The 15,853-nt window shown below is 62.8% G+C and carries 11 protein-coding genes and 1 pseudogene; 9 read left to right on the top strand and 3 right to left on the bottom strand.

Going from position 1 to position 15,853, the window contains the following annotated elements; genetic code table 11:
• Window positions 1-47 precede the first annotated feature (47 nt).
• The 6 genes and pseudogenes from H9L15_RS20560 to H9L15_RS14185 all read left to right on the top strand — a co-directional run bounded on the left by H9L15_RS20560 (window position 48) and on the right by H9L15_RS14185 (window position 5,380).
• Window positions 48-1,718 (top strand): penicillin-binding protein 1A, encoded by a 1,671-nt coding sequence (locus H9L15_RS20560; RefSeq protein WP_398286299.1) that lies wholly within the window; start codon window positions 48-50, stop codon window positions 1,716-1,718.
• Window positions 1,685-2,659: a penicillin-binding transpeptidase domain-containing protein gene (locus H9L15_RS20555; protein ID WP_398286297.1), complete on the top strand. Its 975-nt coding sequence runs from the start codon at window positions 1,685-1,687 to the stop codon at window positions 2,657-2,659. Before H9L15_RS20560 ends, H9L15_RS20555 begins: the two co-directional genes overlap by 34 nt.
• A gap of 24 nt (window positions 2,660-2,683) precedes the next feature.
• Window positions 2,684-3,811 carry a peptide chain release factor 2 gene (gene prfB / locus H9L15_RS14200; protein ID WP_187714523.1) on the top strand — a complete coding sequence of 376 codons (1,128 nt, stop codon included), beginning with the start codon at window positions 2,684-2,686 and terminating at the stop codon, window positions 3,809-3,811.
• A pseudogene (locus tag H9L15_RS14195) lies at window positions 3,801-4,492 on the top strand (methyltransferase domain-containing protein). The gene prfB and the pseudogene H9L15_RS14195 overlap by 11 nt, the downstream one beginning before the upstream one ends.
• A gap of 61 nt (window positions 4,493-4,553) precedes the next feature.
• Window positions 4,554-4,718 (top strand): hypothetical protein, encoded by a 165-nt coding sequence (locus tag H9L15_RS14190; RefSeq protein ID WP_187714522.1) that lies wholly within the window; start codon window positions 4,554-4,556, stop codon window positions 4,716-4,718.
• A gap of 35 nt (window positions 4,719-4,753) precedes the next feature.
• Complete coding sequence (locus tag H9L15_RS14185; protein WP_187714521.1) at window positions 4,754-5,380, top strand: sterol desaturase family protein; 627 nt, start codon at window positions 4,754-4,756, stop codon at window positions 5,378-5,380.
• Here the strand turns inward: H9L15_RS14185 and H9L15_RS14180 are convergent.
• Window positions 5,352-5,756, bottom strand: a complete 405-nt coding sequence (locus H9L15_RS14180) for a JAB domain-containing protein (protein WP_187714520.1) — start codon at window positions 5,754-5,756, stop codon at window positions 5,352-5,354. The genes H9L15_RS14185 and H9L15_RS14180 overlap by 29 nt on opposite strands.
• Window positions 5,757-5,882: 126 nt before the next feature.
• Here H9L15_RS14180 and H9L15_RS14175 point away from each other — a divergent pair, with 126 nt between their 5' ends.
• The 3 genes from H9L15_RS14175 (at window position 5,883) to H9L15_RS14165 (ending at window position 7,190) form a co-directional block, all read left to right on the top strand.
• On the top strand, window positions 5,883-6,677 hold the full coding sequence (locus H9L15_RS14175; RefSeq protein ID WP_187714519.1) for a thymidylate synthase: 795 nt from the start codon (window positions 5,883-5,885) through the stop codon (window positions 6,675-6,677).
• A 73-nt stretch (window positions 6,678-6,750) separates the two neighbouring features.
• A complete protein-coding gene (locus H9L15_RS14170) occupies window positions 6,751-6,891 on the top strand; it encodes an entericidin EcnA/B family protein (protein ID WP_187714518.1) in 141 nt (46 codons plus the stop codon).
• Between the two features lie 158 nt (window positions 6,892-7,049).
• A complete protein-coding gene (locus tag H9L15_RS14165) occupies window positions 7,050-7,190 on the top strand; it encodes an entericidin EcnA/B family protein (RefSeq protein ID WP_187714517.1) in 141 nt (46 codons plus the stop codon).
• Between the two features lie 76 nt (window positions 7,191-7,266).
• Here the strand turns inward: H9L15_RS14165 and rpoC are convergent, their stop codons facing one another.
• A complete protein-coding gene (rpoC, locus tag H9L15_RS14160) occupies window positions 7,267-11,541 on the bottom strand; it encodes a DNA-directed RNA polymerase subunit beta' (RefSeq protein ID WP_187714516.1) in 4,275 nt (1,424 codons plus the stop codon).
• A gap of 84 nt (window positions 11,542-11,625) precedes the next feature.
• The gene (rpoB, locus tag H9L15_RS14155) at window positions 11,626-15,786 is read right to left on the bottom strand and encodes a DNA-directed RNA polymerase subunit beta (RefSeq protein ID WP_187714515.1); all 4,161 of its coding nucleotides are present in this window, start codon (window positions 15,784-15,786) and stop codon (window positions 11,626-11,628) included.
• Window positions 15,787-15,853 lie beyond the last annotated feature (67 nt).

Below are 15,853 nucleotides of genomic sequence, written 5' to 3'. Positions count from 1 at the left end.
CTGCAGTCTTTCGGCTGACCGCGGGAGGCGCTAGAGGCTTGCATCACATGCGTGTCGAAAGTCTCAGTGCTCTCTCGTCCCAGCTTCCGGACCTCGTAGCCTTCAATCAAAGGATTCGAGACCGCATCGACCCGTGGCTGGCGCGGAAGTGGGTTCGACGGCTGGGCTACGTTCTTCTCGGCGGCTTCGTCCTGTTTTCAGCGATGTGGCTCTATTTCGCGAGCGGGCTGCCGTCTTCGGATAAGCTGCTGGCCTATCAGCCATCATTGCCAACGAACGTCCGGGGCTATGACGGAACTCCGGTGCAGACGTTCGCGCGTGAGCGGCGGGTTGAGCTGTCGTACGACGAATATCCGCCGATGGTCGTCAACGCCTTCATCTCGGCCGAGGACAAAACCTTCTTCAGCCACGGCGGCATCGACTATCCTGGGCTTGTCGGTGCGGTGTTCGACTTCACCACCAAGACCGCGACGGGCGGGGGCCGCGCCCGCGGCGGCTCCACGATCACCCAACAGGTCGCGAAATATCTTCTCCAGGACAGCAGCTATTCCATCGGACGCAAGGCCAAGGAGGCGATCCTCGCATTCCGCCTGGAATCGACGCTGTCGAAGCAGCAGATCCTCGAGATCTACCTGAACTCGATCTTCCTCGGCCGGAATGCCTATGGGATCCAGGCGGCCAGCCGCGCCTATTTCGACAAGGACGTGAACGAGCTGACCCTTCCGGAGGCCGCCTACCTCGCGGTGCTTCCGAAGGCACCGTCCAACTACGATCCGGTGCGGGCGACTCAGAAAGCCCTGGACCGGCGCAATTACGTCCTGCGCGAGATGTTCCGGAACGGGTACATAACCGAGGCGCAATGGAAATCCGCCGCGGCGACTCCACTCGGAACCATCCGCTACGGCAGCAACGAGAAGTTCCGGCAACAGGGCGGCTACTTCATGGAAGAAGTACGCCGGACGCTGCTGAAGAATTATGGCGACAACGCCAATGACGGCCCGAACAGCGTCTACGCCGGCGGCCTTTGGGTGCGGACGTCGATGAACCCCGTCATGCAGGACGCGGCGGCCAACGCGCTTCGCGAAGGCCTGGCCCGCTTCGACGGCGGGCGCGGGTGGCGCGATCTTGGTCTTAGCGTCGACTTGAGCGGCGATTGGGCTGGCCAGCTCGATCGGGCGCCGGTGGGCACGGGATTTGCGGACTGGAAGAAGGCCGTGGTGCTGTCCAAGGATTCGGCGCAGGCGACCATCGGCTTTACTAATGGATCGACGGGATCGCTGCCCCGGTCAGTTGCCGACATGCCGAAGCGAGGCGGCGGCGGGACGGCGTTCGAGAACCTCCGTCCCGGCATGATCATCATCGTGAAGCAGCTCGGCACCAACAGCTATGCGCTTCGGTCTATTCCGGAAGTCGGTGGCGGATTCCTGGCTGAAGAAGTGCGCACGGGACGAGTCCTGGCCATGCAGGGCGGGTTCGACGTGATCGGGTCCAGCTACAACCGTGCGACGCAGGCGCTTCGGCAGCCGGGTTCCGCGTTCAAGCCCATCGTCTACGAAGCGGCACTCGAGAACGGGATGAGCCCGGCCTCGATCATCATGGATGCGCCGTTCTGCACGTCGCAGGGACCTGGCCTGCCGCAGAAATGCTTCGTCAACTTCGACCGCCGCTATGCGGGCCCAAGACGATGCGCTGGGGCGTCGAGCAGTCGCGCAACCTGATGACCGTCCGCGCCGCGTCTCAGACCGGCATGCCGAAAGTCACGGCGAATGCTCGGAAGCTGGGGGTCGGCGACTTCCCCAACTATCTTTCGATCTCGCTTGGTGCCGGCGAGACCACGGTCGCCAAGCTGGTCAACGCCTACGCGATCCTCGCCAACCAGGGGCGAGCGGTGAAGCCGACGCTGATCGACTATGTGCAGGATCGTACTGGCAAGGTGATCTATCGCACCGACAATCGCTGTGCGGTGATGGGGAATTGCAATGCCGCCGAGTGGGACGGAAAGGCGATGCCACGGCCGCCGTCGAGAGACAGGCAGGTCCTCGAACCAATGGCCGCGTTCCAGATGGTCCACATCATGGAGGGCGTCGTCGAACGCGGTACAGCGACGGTCCTTCGCGATCTTAATCGGCCGATGTTCGGCAAGACGGGGACCACGTCCGGTCCAACCAACGTCTGGTTCGTCGGCGGGACGCCCGAAGTGGTCGGCGGGGTCTACCTTGGTTACGATCAGCCGCGGCCAATGGGTCATAGTGCGCAGGGCGGACGCATTGCCGCTCCGATCTTCAAGCAGTTTGCCGAGGTCGCTTTCAAGGACATGCCGAAGGTGCCGTTCGTGGCGCCGAACGGAATTCGCTGGGTTCGCATCGATCGGGCTACGGGCCGCCGTGTCTTCGGCGTTTTTCCGGTTCAGGAAGATCCCAAGTCGGCGGTGATCTGGGAGGCTTTCCAGCCGCAGACCGAGCCGCGGCGCTTCTATCGGCGCTCTCACGGCGCGCCTGAAGGATCCGAGGAGGGTGAAGAGAACGATCCGTCCCAGATCGCGGATTCCGACCGCCGTCCGCGCGTCATTCGGGCGCAGTCGAAGCGCCCTCGACAGCCCCGCCTGCCGAGGCGGCCTTGCAAAATCAGGCTACCTTCAACTAGCTCCGCTCCAACTTAAGCGTTTTCACGAAAGCAGTTCACCATGCGCGCCGAAGCGCAGGCTCACGCCGACCAGATCAATGCCGCTCTCGCGCTCTTGCGCAGGTTCCTCGATTGGGACCGCGCGCTGAAGCGCCTCGACGAGCTCAACGCCAAGGTTGAGGATTCCGCGCTTTGGGACGACCCCAAGGCCGCGCAGGACGTCATGCGGGAGCGTCGCAGGCTGGAAGAGGCGATCAACGCGACCCGTTCGATCGAGCGCGAGCTAGCCGACACCACCGAACTGTTGGAGCTTGCGGAAGCCGAGGGCGACGCTGCGCTGGCAGACGATGCCGTCCGCAGCCTTGGCGACCTTGCGGAGCGTGCCGAGCGCGACAAGGTCGCAGCGCTGTTGGCCGGTGAGGCTGATGCCAACAGCAGCTATGTCGAAGTCAACGCCGGCGCCGGCGGAACCGAGAGCCAGGACTGGGCCGAGATGCTTCTGCGCATGTACACGCGCTGGGGCGAGCGGCACGGCTACAAGGTCGAGATGATCGATCACCATTCAGGCGAGCAGGCCGGGATCAAGTCGGCAACGATTCTCGTGAAGGGCGAAAACGCTTACGGCAACCTCAAGGTTGAGAGCGGCGTGCATCGCCTGGTGCGGATCAGCCCCTACGATTCCAACGCAAGGCGCCACACCAGCTTCTCGAGCGTCTGGGTTTATCCGGAGGTCGATGACGACATCGAAATCGACGTGAACGAGTCCGACTTGCGCATCGATACCTACCGAGCGTCGGGAGCCGGAGGCCAGCACGTCAATACGACTGACAGCGCGGTCCGAATTACGCACATCCCGACGGGCATTGTGGTTGCTTGCCAGAACGAGCGCTCCCAGCACAAGAACCGCGCGTCGGCGATGAAGCAGCTCAAGGCCCGGCTGTACGAGGCCGAGCTTCAGAAACGCGAGGCGGAGGCCAGCGCAGCCAATGCCTCGAAGACCGACATCGGTTGGGGCCACCAGATCCGCAGCTACGTGCTGCAGCCGTACCAGCTGGTGAAGGATCTTCGCACCGGTGTGACCTCGACCGCTCCGGGCGACGTGCTCGACGGCGATCTCGACCGGTTCATGGCAGCAGCCCTGTCGCAACGCGTGACCGGAGAGCGCGTCGAGGTTGAGGATGTCGACTAGGGCAATCTTCGCACTTATTCTTGTCACTGCCGCTGGAGCATGCCGCCAGGCGTCACAACAGCCGCAATTTCCGAATGCGCACCGGGAAGTCGCGCCGATCGTCAATGATTCCTTCTCGACCGAGGATGCTCGCGATCGGGTAGGCGAGGCAGAACAGGTGATAAGCCTCGCGGGAATCCAGGCTGGAATGTCGGTCGCCGACATTGGAGCAGGCGAGGGCTATTACACCGTCCGCCTGGCCCCGTCGTCGGCCCCAAGGGCCGGGTTCTCGCCGAGGACATCGTTCCCGATGTCGAAGACCGGCTGGCACAGCGCGTCCATCGCGAGAATCTTGATAACGTGGCAGTGAAGCTGGGAGAGCCCGACGATCCCATGCTGCCGTCGAAGTCGTTCGACCGCATTTTCATGGTCCACATGTATCATGAGGTTCAGTCGCCCTACGCATTCCTTTGGCATATGCGGGAAGCGTTGAAGCCGGATGGCCAGGTGATCGTCGTGGATGCGAACCGCCCGACCAAGCGGCATGGCATCGAGCCGAGGCTTCTCGAGTGCGAGTTTGCAGCGGTCGGACTGAAGCTGGTGAACACCGTCCCCATTTCAGAGGGCGAGAATTACTTCGCGGCCTTCCGCATCGCCGCACCTCGCCCGGCGCCCGACCAGATCAAGGCGTGCGCATCCTAAAAGTAGCAATTCATTAGGGATACTCTGTCAGACCTGCGCTCGCCCAAGGCGGAGGCGCGTAGTGGAATTTTTGCAGAATGTTGCGGGGAGCACCATCCTCGTCATGTTCCTGCTCGCGACGTGCGTCGCGATTGAATATCTTGGGCCGATCGAGCGCTATTCCCTGCGCGATCGGTTGCCCGGCATCATCATCAATTGTGTCGGCGGGCCCTCACGTTCGCGCTGATCTGGCCCGTCAAATGGGTCTGGAGCGCGATGGGCGTGGCGCCGTTCATCACCATCCCCCTATGGGACTGGCTCGAGCCTCTCGGGGACGCTGGGCTTGCCGTTCAGGCGGCCGTCCTCGTCGTGGTCGCGGACTTCCTTGCCTACTGGCGTCACCGAGCCGAGCACTCCTGGTTCTGGCGTGTTCATGTCGTGCATCACGCACCTCGTGAATTGCACGCCGCCAACAGTATCGGACATCCGATCCAGGCGCTTTTCAGCTTCGCGTTCATCGCCGTTCCGATGAGCTTGATTCAAATTTCCGGCCCGACGATTCCGTTTGTGGTGGGAGCCGTCGTCTCGCTGCTGGCACTGTACATTCACTCGCCGACTGCCGTGAATTTCGGTGCTGCGAGGAGGATTGTGGTGGATAACCGGTTTCATCGAATCCACCACTCTCTCGAAGAGCGCCACTTCGACAAGAACTTCGGCATTTGCTTCAGCATCTGGGATTACATGTTCGGCACCGCGTACGAACCCGGTGAAGAGTGGCCGGAGGTCGGCGTGGCCGGCGTGCGGTCACCGATGACCCTGACTGACTATTTGAAGCTGCCGTTCCTGCCTGAAGCGTCAGGGAGCAGCGCCGAGAGCGATCCTAAAGGTATCCCAGCGACCGAAAGCTGATCGAGCGTTCGCCGGCAAAGATCAGATGATCGAGAACCTGGCAGTCGAGCGCTGACGCCGCCGCGGCCAGGCGTCTCGTGGACAGGCAATCCATTCGGCTTGGCGTCGGGTCGCCGCTCGGATGATTATGGGCCAGCAGGAGGCCTGAGCTTTGCTGAAGCAGCGCGTCGGCGATGATGGCGCGGATCGGCAAGTCTGCCTCGCCTTCGATGCCATCGTGCCGAGTCAGGTGAATGCAATTGAGTTCGCTGTCCACATGCGCAATCCACAGACACTCTCGAGCAGGATCGGACTCCGCGAAGCATCCGGCGAAAAGCGCCTGAGCCGCCTCGGGTCCGTCCAGCTTGAGAGGCTGTTCGGCACGCTGATAGCGCATCTGGACTAGCTATGCGGGTAGCCAGGCCGGTTCGACTCCAACCGCGTCCCTCTCGGACCGAGTTTTATCCACAAGGGATGATTGCGCGGTCTTGGACGCCGCGTGCGCCCGCATTAGTCTTGGCGAATGCGCCAATATCTCGATCTCATGCAGAAGATCCTCGACGAGGGCGTCGAGCAGGACGATCGCACAGGTACGGGGACGCTGACCCGATTCGGCGCGCAGATGCGGTTCGACCTCCGCGACGGCTTCCCCTTGCTGACGACGAAGAAGCTTCACCTGCGATCGATCATCGTCGAGCTGCTGTGGTTCCTGCGCGGAGACACCAACATTCGCTGGCTGCAGGACCGCAAGGTCAGCATCTGGAATGAATGGGCGGACGAGCAGGGCGACCTAGGACCGGTGTACGGCAAGCAATGGCGGCATTGGGAGACGGCAGACGGACGCGAAATCGACCAGATCGCCAACCTCGTTGACCTGATCAGGCGCGATCCTTCCTCGCGGCGACAGATCGTGACTGCCTGGAATCCGGGCGAGATCGATCGGATGGCGTTGGCGCCCTGCCACTGCCTGTTCCAGACGCAGGTCGCCGGTGGGCGGCTGAACCTTCAGCTCTATCAGCGCAGCGCTGATTTCTTCCTCGGCGTGCCGTTCAACATCGCCAGCTATGCGCTCCTGACCCACATGCTTGCGCGTGAGACTGGGCATGAGCCGGGCGTGTTCGTGTGGACTGGCGGCGACGTCCATCTCTACTCGAACCATCTGGAGCAGGCGCGCCTGCAGCTGAGCCGCGAGCCGCGGTCGCTTCCACAGCTGATCCTCAAGGACCGGGGCCAATCGATCTTCGATTATGAGCCCGAGGACTTTGTCTTCGAGGCCTACGAGCCGCACCCTCACATTTCAGCACCGGTGGCGGTTTAAGAAATTCCGGTGCCGGAATGGAGCGCATCCCGGATAGGCGCGTTACAATCAGCCGTCAGACGAGGAGTAATTTATGGTCCAGAAGCTTTTGACGGCGGCGCTCATCACGGCCGCCCTTGCGACCGCAGCCTGTAACACCGTCCGTGGAGCTGCCCGCGATGTGAATTCGGTCGCCAATTGCACCGAGAACACGATGAACGGCGGCAAGTGCTGATCATCGGCGCCTAGCCGAAGCACAATCGCAACAGTTCGAAGATGCCTCGTCGGGGAAAGCGCCCGGCGGGGCATTTTTCATGGGCCGTTCAGCCGTCCTACGGTCGACAAGGCGGACAGTTGGATTAATGTTGTTCCGGAACCGTAAGGAGGGTGGACATGAATTCGAAGTTGATCACGGCATTGCTGGTTGGGAGCTGCTTGGCCCTTGCCGCGTGCAACACCGTTCGCGGCGCTGCGAAGGACGTGGAATCGGCGGCAAATTGCACGGAGAATGCGATCAAGAGCGGTCGCTGCTAACCGGCCGAGTAATCAAACAAAAAGCCCCGCCGGTTTGCGTCGGCGGGGCTTTCTTTTTGCCTTGGAAGGCTAGCGACTACTCCGTCAGATAGTCGCCCGCGTCCGCATCGGTGCCATGACCGCTCGGAACGACTTCGGAGAGCGGGTCGGGACCCGTGCCTGCCTTATCGTCACGAACCGAACGTGCATTCTCCGCAGCGCGAAGTTCTTCAGCCGAATTCGGAGCGATCAGGGCTTCCTGCATGCGACGGTGCGTCGCGCGGAGGGCCGCGTCACGGCTGGAAGCCGCAACCCGGAGTTCCTTCATGCTGGAGCCGGTACCGGCCGGGATCAGGCGTCCCACGATCACGTTCTCCTTGAGACCCGTGAGCGTGTCGACCTTGCCCTGGACGGCCGCTTCGGTGAGGACGCGGGTCGTCTCCTGGAACGACGCAGCAGAGATGAAGCTGCGGGTCTGCAGGCTCGCCTTGGTGATGCCAAGGAGGACCGGCTTGCCTTCAGCCTTCTTCTGCTTCTTGTCGAGCTTGGAGTTGATCTCGTCCATCTCCTCGCGATCGACCTGCTCGCCGGCCAGCAGCGTGGTGTCGCCGCCGTCGGTGATCTCGACCTTCTGCAGCATCTGGCGAACGATCACCTCGATGTGCTTGTCGTTGATCTTCACGCCCTGCAGTCGATAGACTTCCTGGATCTCGCTCACGAGGTACTCGGCAAGTGCCTCGACACCGAGAACTTCCAGGATGTCGTGCGGATCAGGCGAACCGCCGACGAGGTTGTCGCCGCGCTTCACGTAATCGCCTTCCTGGACGTCGATGACCTTCGACTTCGGCACCAGATACTCGACCGCCTCCGAACCGTCGTCCGGGATGATCGCGATCTTGCGCTTGGCCTTGTAGTCCTTCTTGAAGCTGACCTTGCCCGAGACCTTCGCGATGATCGCGTTTTCCTTGGGCTTGCGGGCTTCGAAGAGCTCGGCGACGCGCGGCAGACCGCCGGTAATGTCACGCGTACGCGCGGCTTCCCGCGGCATACGGGCGAGCACTTCGCCGGCTTCGACCTTCTGGCCGTCCTCGACAGCGACGATGGCGCCTTGAGCCAGACGGTAGACACCGGCTTCTTCGGCCTTGTCGCCGGTCAAAGTCAGGCGCGGCTGAAGCGCGTCCTTCTTCGACTTCGCCATGTCGTCGGTCACGACACGCTGTGCGATACCGGTGGACTCGTCGATCTGCTCCGACATCGTCCGGTTCTCGATGAGGTCCTGGTACTTCACGGTACCAGCACGCTCGGTGATGACCGGGCTGAACGACGGATCCCATTCGGCAATCCGATCGCCCTTGCTGACGATGTGGCCGCTCTCGCACAGCAGGTGAGCGCCGTACGGAACGCGGTGGGTCGAAAGCTCGCGGCCGTCCATGTCGAGGATCGCGATTTCGCCAGAGCGGGACAGCGAGATGTGCCGGCCGCGCGGGTCGGTGATCGTCGGCATATCGCGGAACTCGATCGTGCCGTCGACCGGCGCTTCGAGGTTCGACTGCTCGTTGAGCTGAGCCGCGCCGCCGATGTGGAAGGTCCGCATCGTCAGCTGCGTGCCAGGCTCACCGATCGACTGGGCGGCAATGACGCCGACAGCCTCACCGATGTTGACCGGCGTACCGCGAGCGAGGTCACGGCCATAGCACTTGGCGCAGACGCCCTGCTTCGAAGCGCAGACCAGCGGCGAGCGGATCTTCACGCCCTGCAGGCCGATCGCCTCGATCTGGGCGACCATCGCCTCGTCGAGAAGCGCACCTTCCGGAATGATCACATCGCCCGACTTCGCGTCGATGACATCTTCGGCCGTGGTGCGGCCAAGGACGCGCTCACCGAGCGAAGCGATGGTGGCACCACCCTGCACGATCGCGCGCATTTCCAGCGCACGGTCGGTGCCGCAGTCGTCCTCGATGATCACGGCATCCTGCGACACGTCGACGAGACGGCGGGTCAGGTAACCCGAGTTCGCCGTCTTGAGCGCCGTGTCGGCCAGGCCCTTGCGGGCGCCGTGGGTCGAGTTGAAGTATTCAAGGACGGTCAGGCCTTCCTTGAAGTTCGAGATGATCGGCGTTTCGATGATCTCGCCCGACGGCTTGGCCATCAGGCCGCGCATGCCCGCAAGCTGCTTGATCTGCGCCTGCGAGCCACGAGCGCCCGAGTGGGCCATCATGTAGATCGAGTTCAGGTCCGCCTGGCGGCCATCCTCACGCGTCGGCGTTGCCGAAATTTCCTTCATCATCGCCGAGGCGACTTGGTCGCCGCAACGCGACCAGGCGTCGATCACCTTGTTGTACTTTTCCTGCTGGGTGATCAGGCCGTCCTGATACTGCTGCTCGTAATCCTTCACGAGCGCGCGGGTATCGTCGACCAGCTTCACCTTGTCGGCCGGGATGACCATGTCGTCCTTGCCGAACGAGATGCCGGCGCGGAACGCGTGGCGGAAACCAAGCGCCATGATGGCGTCGGCGAACAGCACCGTCTCCTTCTGGCCAGTGTGGCGATAGACGATGTCGATGACGTCGCCGATCTCCTTCTTGGTCAGCACACGGTTCACCGTCTCGAAGGGCACCTTGTGGCTCTTCGGAAGGGTCTCGCCGAGGAGCATGCGCCCCGGAGTGGTCTCGAACCGCTTCATGTAGGTGTTGCCGTCCTCGTCCGTCTGCGGGACGCGGCTGACAATCTTCGAATGAAGGGTCACGGCACCGGCTGCGAGAGCCTGGTGAACCTCGGTCATGTCGCTGAGCAGCATGCCCTGGCCAGGCTCATTCTCTTTCTCGAGGCTGAGATAGTAGAGGCCGAGAACCATGTCCTGCGACGGAACGATGATCGGCTTGCCGTTGGCGGGCGACAGGATGTTGTTCGTGGACATCATCAGGACGCGGGCTTCCAGCTGAGCTTCGAGGCTCAGCGGGACGTGCACCGCCATCTGGTCGCCGTCGAAGTCGGCATTGAACGCGGCGCAGACCAGCGGGTGAAGCTGGATCGCCTTGCCCTCGATCAGGACCGGCTCGAACGCCTGGATGCCGAGACGGTGAAGCGTCGGCGCGCGGTTCAGCAGAACCGGGTGCTCACGGATCACTTCGTCCAGGATGTCCCAGACTTCCTTGCGCTCCTTTTCGACCCACTTCTTCGCCTGCTTCAGGGTCATCGAGAGACCCTTGGCGTCGAGGCGCGAGTAGATGAACGGCTTGAACAGCTCGAGCGCCATCTTCTTCGGAAGGCCGCACTGGTGCAGCTTGAGCTCCGGTCCGGTCACGATGACCGAGCGGCCCGAATAGTCGACGCGCTTGCCGAGCAGGTTCTGACGGAAGCGGCCCTGCTTGCCCTTGAGCATGTCGCTGAGCGACTTCAGCGGACGCTTGTTGGCGCCCGTGATCGTGCGGCCGCGGCGGCCGTTGTCGAACAGAGCGTCGACAGCCTCCTGAAGCATGCGCTTTTCGTTGCGGACGATGATGTCCGGAGCGCGCAGCTCGATGAGCCGCTTCAGGCGGTTGTTACGGTTGATGACGCGGCGATAAAGGTCGTTGAGATCCGACGTCGCGAAGCGGCCGCCGTCCAGCGGAACGAGCGGGCGAAGCTCGGGCGGAATGACCGGCACGACTTCAAGGATCATCCACTCCGGACGGTTGCCGGAATCGATGAAGCTTTCGACGACCTTCAGCCGCTTGATGATCTTCTTCGGCTTCAGTTCGGACTTCGTGACCGCAAGCTCGTCGAGCAGTTCCTTGCGCTCACCCTCGAGGTCGAGGTCCATGAGCATGGTCTTGACCGCTTCGGCGCCGATGCCGGCCGAGAAGGCGTCTTCGCCATACTCGTCCTGCGCGGCGAGAAGCTCGTCCTCGGTCAGGAGCTGGTTCTTCTCGAGCGGGGTCAGGCCCGGTTCAAGAACAACGTAGCTCTCGAAATACAGGATGCGCTCGAGCTGCTTCAGCTGCATGTCGAGCAGGAGGCCGATGCGGCTCGGAAGCGACTTCAGGAACCAGATGTGGGCAACGGGCGCTGCGAGCTCGATATGGCCCATGCGCTCGCGGCGGACCTTCGAAACGGTCACTTCCACGCCGCACTTTTCGCAGACGATGCCCTTGTACTTCATGCGCTTGTACTTGCCGCACAGGCACTCGTAATCCTTGATCGGACCGAAGATGCGCGCACAGAAGAGGCCGTCACGCTCCGGCTTGAACGTGCGGTAGTTGATGGTCTCCGGCTTCTTGATCTCGCCGAACGACCAGCTGCGGATCTTTTCCGGGCTCGCGATGCCGATCTTGATCTCGTCGAACGTCTCGGGCTTGGCGATCGGATTTGCGAATGGCGTCAGTTCGTTCATCTTTTCTCTTCCTCTCGTCCCTCGGTTCCATGAGGGGCAGGGATTGGGTGGCGGGGCCGGTTAGACCCCGCCGATCTCGTTCAGTTATTCGGCTGCGATCGCCGGCGGATCGTCCTCGGATGCGACCGAATCCAGCTCGACGTTCAGGCCAAGGCTGCGCATTTCCTTCACGAGCACGTTGAAGCTCTCCGGAATGCCGGCTTCGAAGGTGTCGTCGCCCTTGACGATCGCTTCATAGACCTTGGTGCGGCCGATCACGTCGTCCGACTTCACCGTCAGCATTTCCTGAAGGGTGTAGGCAGCGCCGTAAGCCTGCAGTGCCCAGACCTCCATTTCGCCGAAGCGCTGACCGCCGAACTGCGCCTTACCGCCCAACGGCTGCTGGGTGACGAGGCTGTACGGACCGATCGAACGCGCGTGGATCTTGTCGTCCACGAGGTGGTGGAGCTTCAGCATGTAGATGTAGCCCACGGTCACCTGACGGTCGAAAGGATCGCCGGTCCGGCCGTCGAACAGGGTCACCTGACCCGACGTGTTCAGGCCGGCCTTGTCGAGCATGGCCGAAACGTCGCTTTCGCGGGCGCCGTCGAACACCGGAGTGCCCATCGGAACACCACCGACCAGGTTCGATGCCAGTTCGACAACGGCTTCGTCGTCGCGGGCATCGATGTCCTTGGCATAAGCGTCGCCGTAGACGTCCTTGAGCTTGGTCCGGACTTCCTTGGCATCCTTGCCGGCAATGTCCTTGCCACGCTCATGCATGCCGTCGAGCATTTCCTGGATCTGGCGACCCAGGCCGCGCGACGCCCAGCCTAGGTGCGTCTCGAAGATCTGACCGACGTTCATTCGCGACGGCACGCCGAGCGGGTTCAGCACGATGTCCACCGGAGTTCCGTCCTCAAGGAACGGCATGTCCTCCTGCGGGAGGATGCGGCTGATGACGCCCTTGTTGCCGTGACGGCCGGCCATCTTGTCGCCCGGCTGAAGCTTGCGCTTCACGGCGACGAAGACCTTGACCATCTTCAGCACGCCCGGCGGCAGCTCGTCGCCACGCTCCAGCTTCTCGACACGGTCTTCGAAGCGGCGGGTGATGACGTTGGCGGCCTCGTCGTACTGCGCCTTCAGCGCCTCGATGTCGGCCTGGCGGGCATCGTCCTTGACGGCGATCTTCCACCAGTCGTGCTTCTCGGTCGCTTCCAGCGCCGCATCGTCGACGGTCGAACCCTTCTTGATGCTCTTCGGAGCAGCCGTCGCAACCTGCTTCAGCAGCATTTCGCGAAGGCGTGCGAAGGTCGCACGATTGAGGATAGCGCGCTCGTCGTCGGCATCCTTCCTCAACCGGTCCTTTTCCTCGGCCTGGATGGCACGAGTACGGTCATCGATGTCGATGCCGTGACGGTTGAAGACGCGGACTTCGACGATCGTGCCCGACACGCCCGGCGGCAGACGCAGCGAGGTATCGCGGACGTCCGAGGCCTTCTCGCCAAAGATGGCGCGGAGGAGCTTTTCCTCCGGCGTCATCGGGCTTTCGCCCTTCGGCGTGATCTTGCCGCACAGGATGTCGCCCGGCTCGACCTCGGCACCGATGTAGACGATGCCCGCCTCGTCGAGGTTGCGCAGAGCTTCCTCGCCGACGTTCGGGATGTCGCGGGTGATGTCCTCCGGCCCGAGCTTGGTGTCGCGGGCCATGACCTCGAACTCTTCGATGTGGATCGAGGTGAAGACGTCGTCCTTCACGATCCGCTCGGAGATCAGGATCGAGTCCTCATAGTTGTACCCGTTCCACGGCATGAACGCGACGAGCACGTTACGGCCGAGCGCCAGCTCACCATATTCCGTCGACGGACCGTCGGCGATGATCTCACCGGCGCTAACCGTGTCACCGACCTTCACCAGCGGGCGCTGGTTGATGCAGGTGTTCTGGTTCGAGCGCTGGAACTTCATCAGCGTGTAGATGTCGACGCCCGATTCACCGGCCTTGAGATCGCCGGTGACGCGAACGACGATACGCGTCGCATCGACCTGATCGACCACGCCCGAGCGGCGGGCGGCAATGGCCGCGCCCGAGTCACGGGCGACGGTCTCTTCCATGCCGGTGCCGACGAGCGGCGCTTCGGCGCGGATCAACGGAACCGCCTGGCGCTGCATGTTCGAGCCCATCAGGGCGCGGTTCGCGTCGTCGTTCTCGAGGAACGGGATCAGCGAGGCCGCCACGGACACGAGCTGCTTCGGCGACACGTCCATGAGCGTGATCTGCTCGCGAGGGGCGATCAGGAACTCGCCGTTGCGCCGGGCGGAGATGATCTCCTCGGCGAACGTGTTGTCCTTGTTGAGCTCCGCATTCGCCTGGGCGATCGTGTGCTTCGCCTCCTCCATGGCGGAGAGGTAGACGACGTCCTTGGTCACCTTGCCGTCGACGACCTTGCGGTACGGCGTCTCGATGAAGCCGTACTTGTTGACGCGGCTGAACGAGGCGAGGCTGTTGATCAGGCCGATGTTCGGGCCTTCCGGCGTTTCGATCGGGCAGATGCGGCCATAGTGCGTCGGGTGAACGTCGCGGACTTCGAAGCCAGCGCGCTCGCGGGTCAGGCCGCCCGGCCCGAGGGCCGTGATGCGACGCTTGTTGGTGACTTCCGACAGCGGGTTCGTCTGGTCCATGAACTGCGACAGCTGTGACGAGCCGAAGAACTCGCGGACCGCGGCGACCGCCGGCTTGGCGTTGATGAGGTCGTTCGGCATGACCGTCGACACGTCGACGCTGCTCATGCGCTCCTTCACGGCACGCTCCATGCGGAGCAGGCCGATGCGGTACTGGTTTTCCAGCAGCTCACCGACCGAACGCACACGGCGGTTGGCAAGGTTGTCGATGTCGTCGATCTCGCCCTTGCCGTCCTTCAGGTTCACCAACTCCTGAACAACGGCGAGGATGTCCTCGCGCCGAAGCGTGGTGACCGTGTCCTCGACGTCGAGGCCAAGGCGCATGTTGAGCTTCACGCGGCCAACCGCGGAGAGATCGTAGCGCTCCGGATCGAAGAACAGGCCGTAGAAGAGCGCGTCCGCGGTCTCACGGGTCGGCGGCTCGCCAGGGCGCATGACGCGATAGATGTCGGCCAGCGCCGAGTCCGCTTCCTCGTTCTTGTCGGCCTTCAGCGTGTTGCGGATCCACGGACCCGTGTTCACGTAATCGATGTCGAGCAGTTCGAGCGTCTTCACGCCCGCCTTGTCGAGCTTCTCGAGGTTCTCCGGAGTGACCTCGTCGCCGGCCTCGATGTAGATCTCACCGGTCTTGTCGTTGACGAGGTCGTGCGCCGAGAAGCGACCGAAGATTTCCTCGGTCGGGACCACGAGGGCCTTGAGGCCGTCCTTGCCCGCCTGGTTGGCGCGGCGCGGAGTGATCTTCTCATTCGCCTTGAAGACGATCTCGCCGGTCTCTGCGTTGGCAAGGTCGTGGATCGGCTTCTGGCCGCGCCACGCGTCGGCGACGTAGGGGATTTCCCAGCCGTTCTTGCCGCGGACGTAGCTGACCGTGTTGTAGAACAGGTTGAGAATTTCCTCCGGCCCAAGCTGCAGCGCAAGCAGCAGGGTCGTCACCGGAAGCTTGCGCTTACGGTCGATGCGGACGTTGACGATGTCCTTGGCGTCGAACTCGAAATCCAGCCAGCTGCCGCGGTAGGGAATGACGCGGGCGGCGAACAGGAACTTGCCCGAAGCGTGGGTCTTGCCGCGATCGTGGTCGAACAGGACCCCCGGCGAACGGTGCATCTGGCTGACGATCACACGCTCGGTGCCGTTGACGATGAAGGTGCCGTTCTGCGTCATGAGCGGCATGTCGCCCATGTAAACGTCCTGCTCCTTGATATCGATGACCGACTTGGTCTCGGTCTCGGGGTCGATCTCGAAGGTGGTCAGGCGCAGTGTGACGCGCATCGGCGCGGCATAGGTCAGGCCACGCTGGCGGCACTCATCGGTGTCGTACTTCGGATCTTCGAGCTCGTAATGGTCGAAGTCGAGGTGCGCGGTGCCCGCAAAATCCTCGATCGGGAAAACCGAGCGAAGGGTCTTCTCGAGGCCGGACACATAGCCGGTCGACGGGTCGGAACGGAGGAACTGCTCGTAGCTCTCGCGCTGGACCTCGATGAGGTTCGGCATCTCCGAGATCTCGTGGACGTTGCCAAAGATCTTGCGGATGCGCCGCGAGTTGGTGGAACGGCTCTTGGCCGGTGCGTCGATCGCCTTGGTCGCCATTGTCTTCCCTGCGCTGCTGTTCCCGGCGAGGGCCGGGGTCCAGTACTAGGCTCCTGCCTTCGCAGGA

Origin of the sequence: Sphingomonas daechungensis, assembly GCF_014489495.1 — a bacterium.
Classification (GTDB): domain Bacteria; phylum Pseudomonadota; class Alphaproteobacteria; order Sphingomonadales; family Sphingomonadaceae; genus Sphingomicrobium; species Sphingomicrobium daechungense.
The sequence above is the reverse complement of the archived record's forward strand: the minus strand, read 5'-3'. Positions and strand labels throughout refer to the sequence as shown.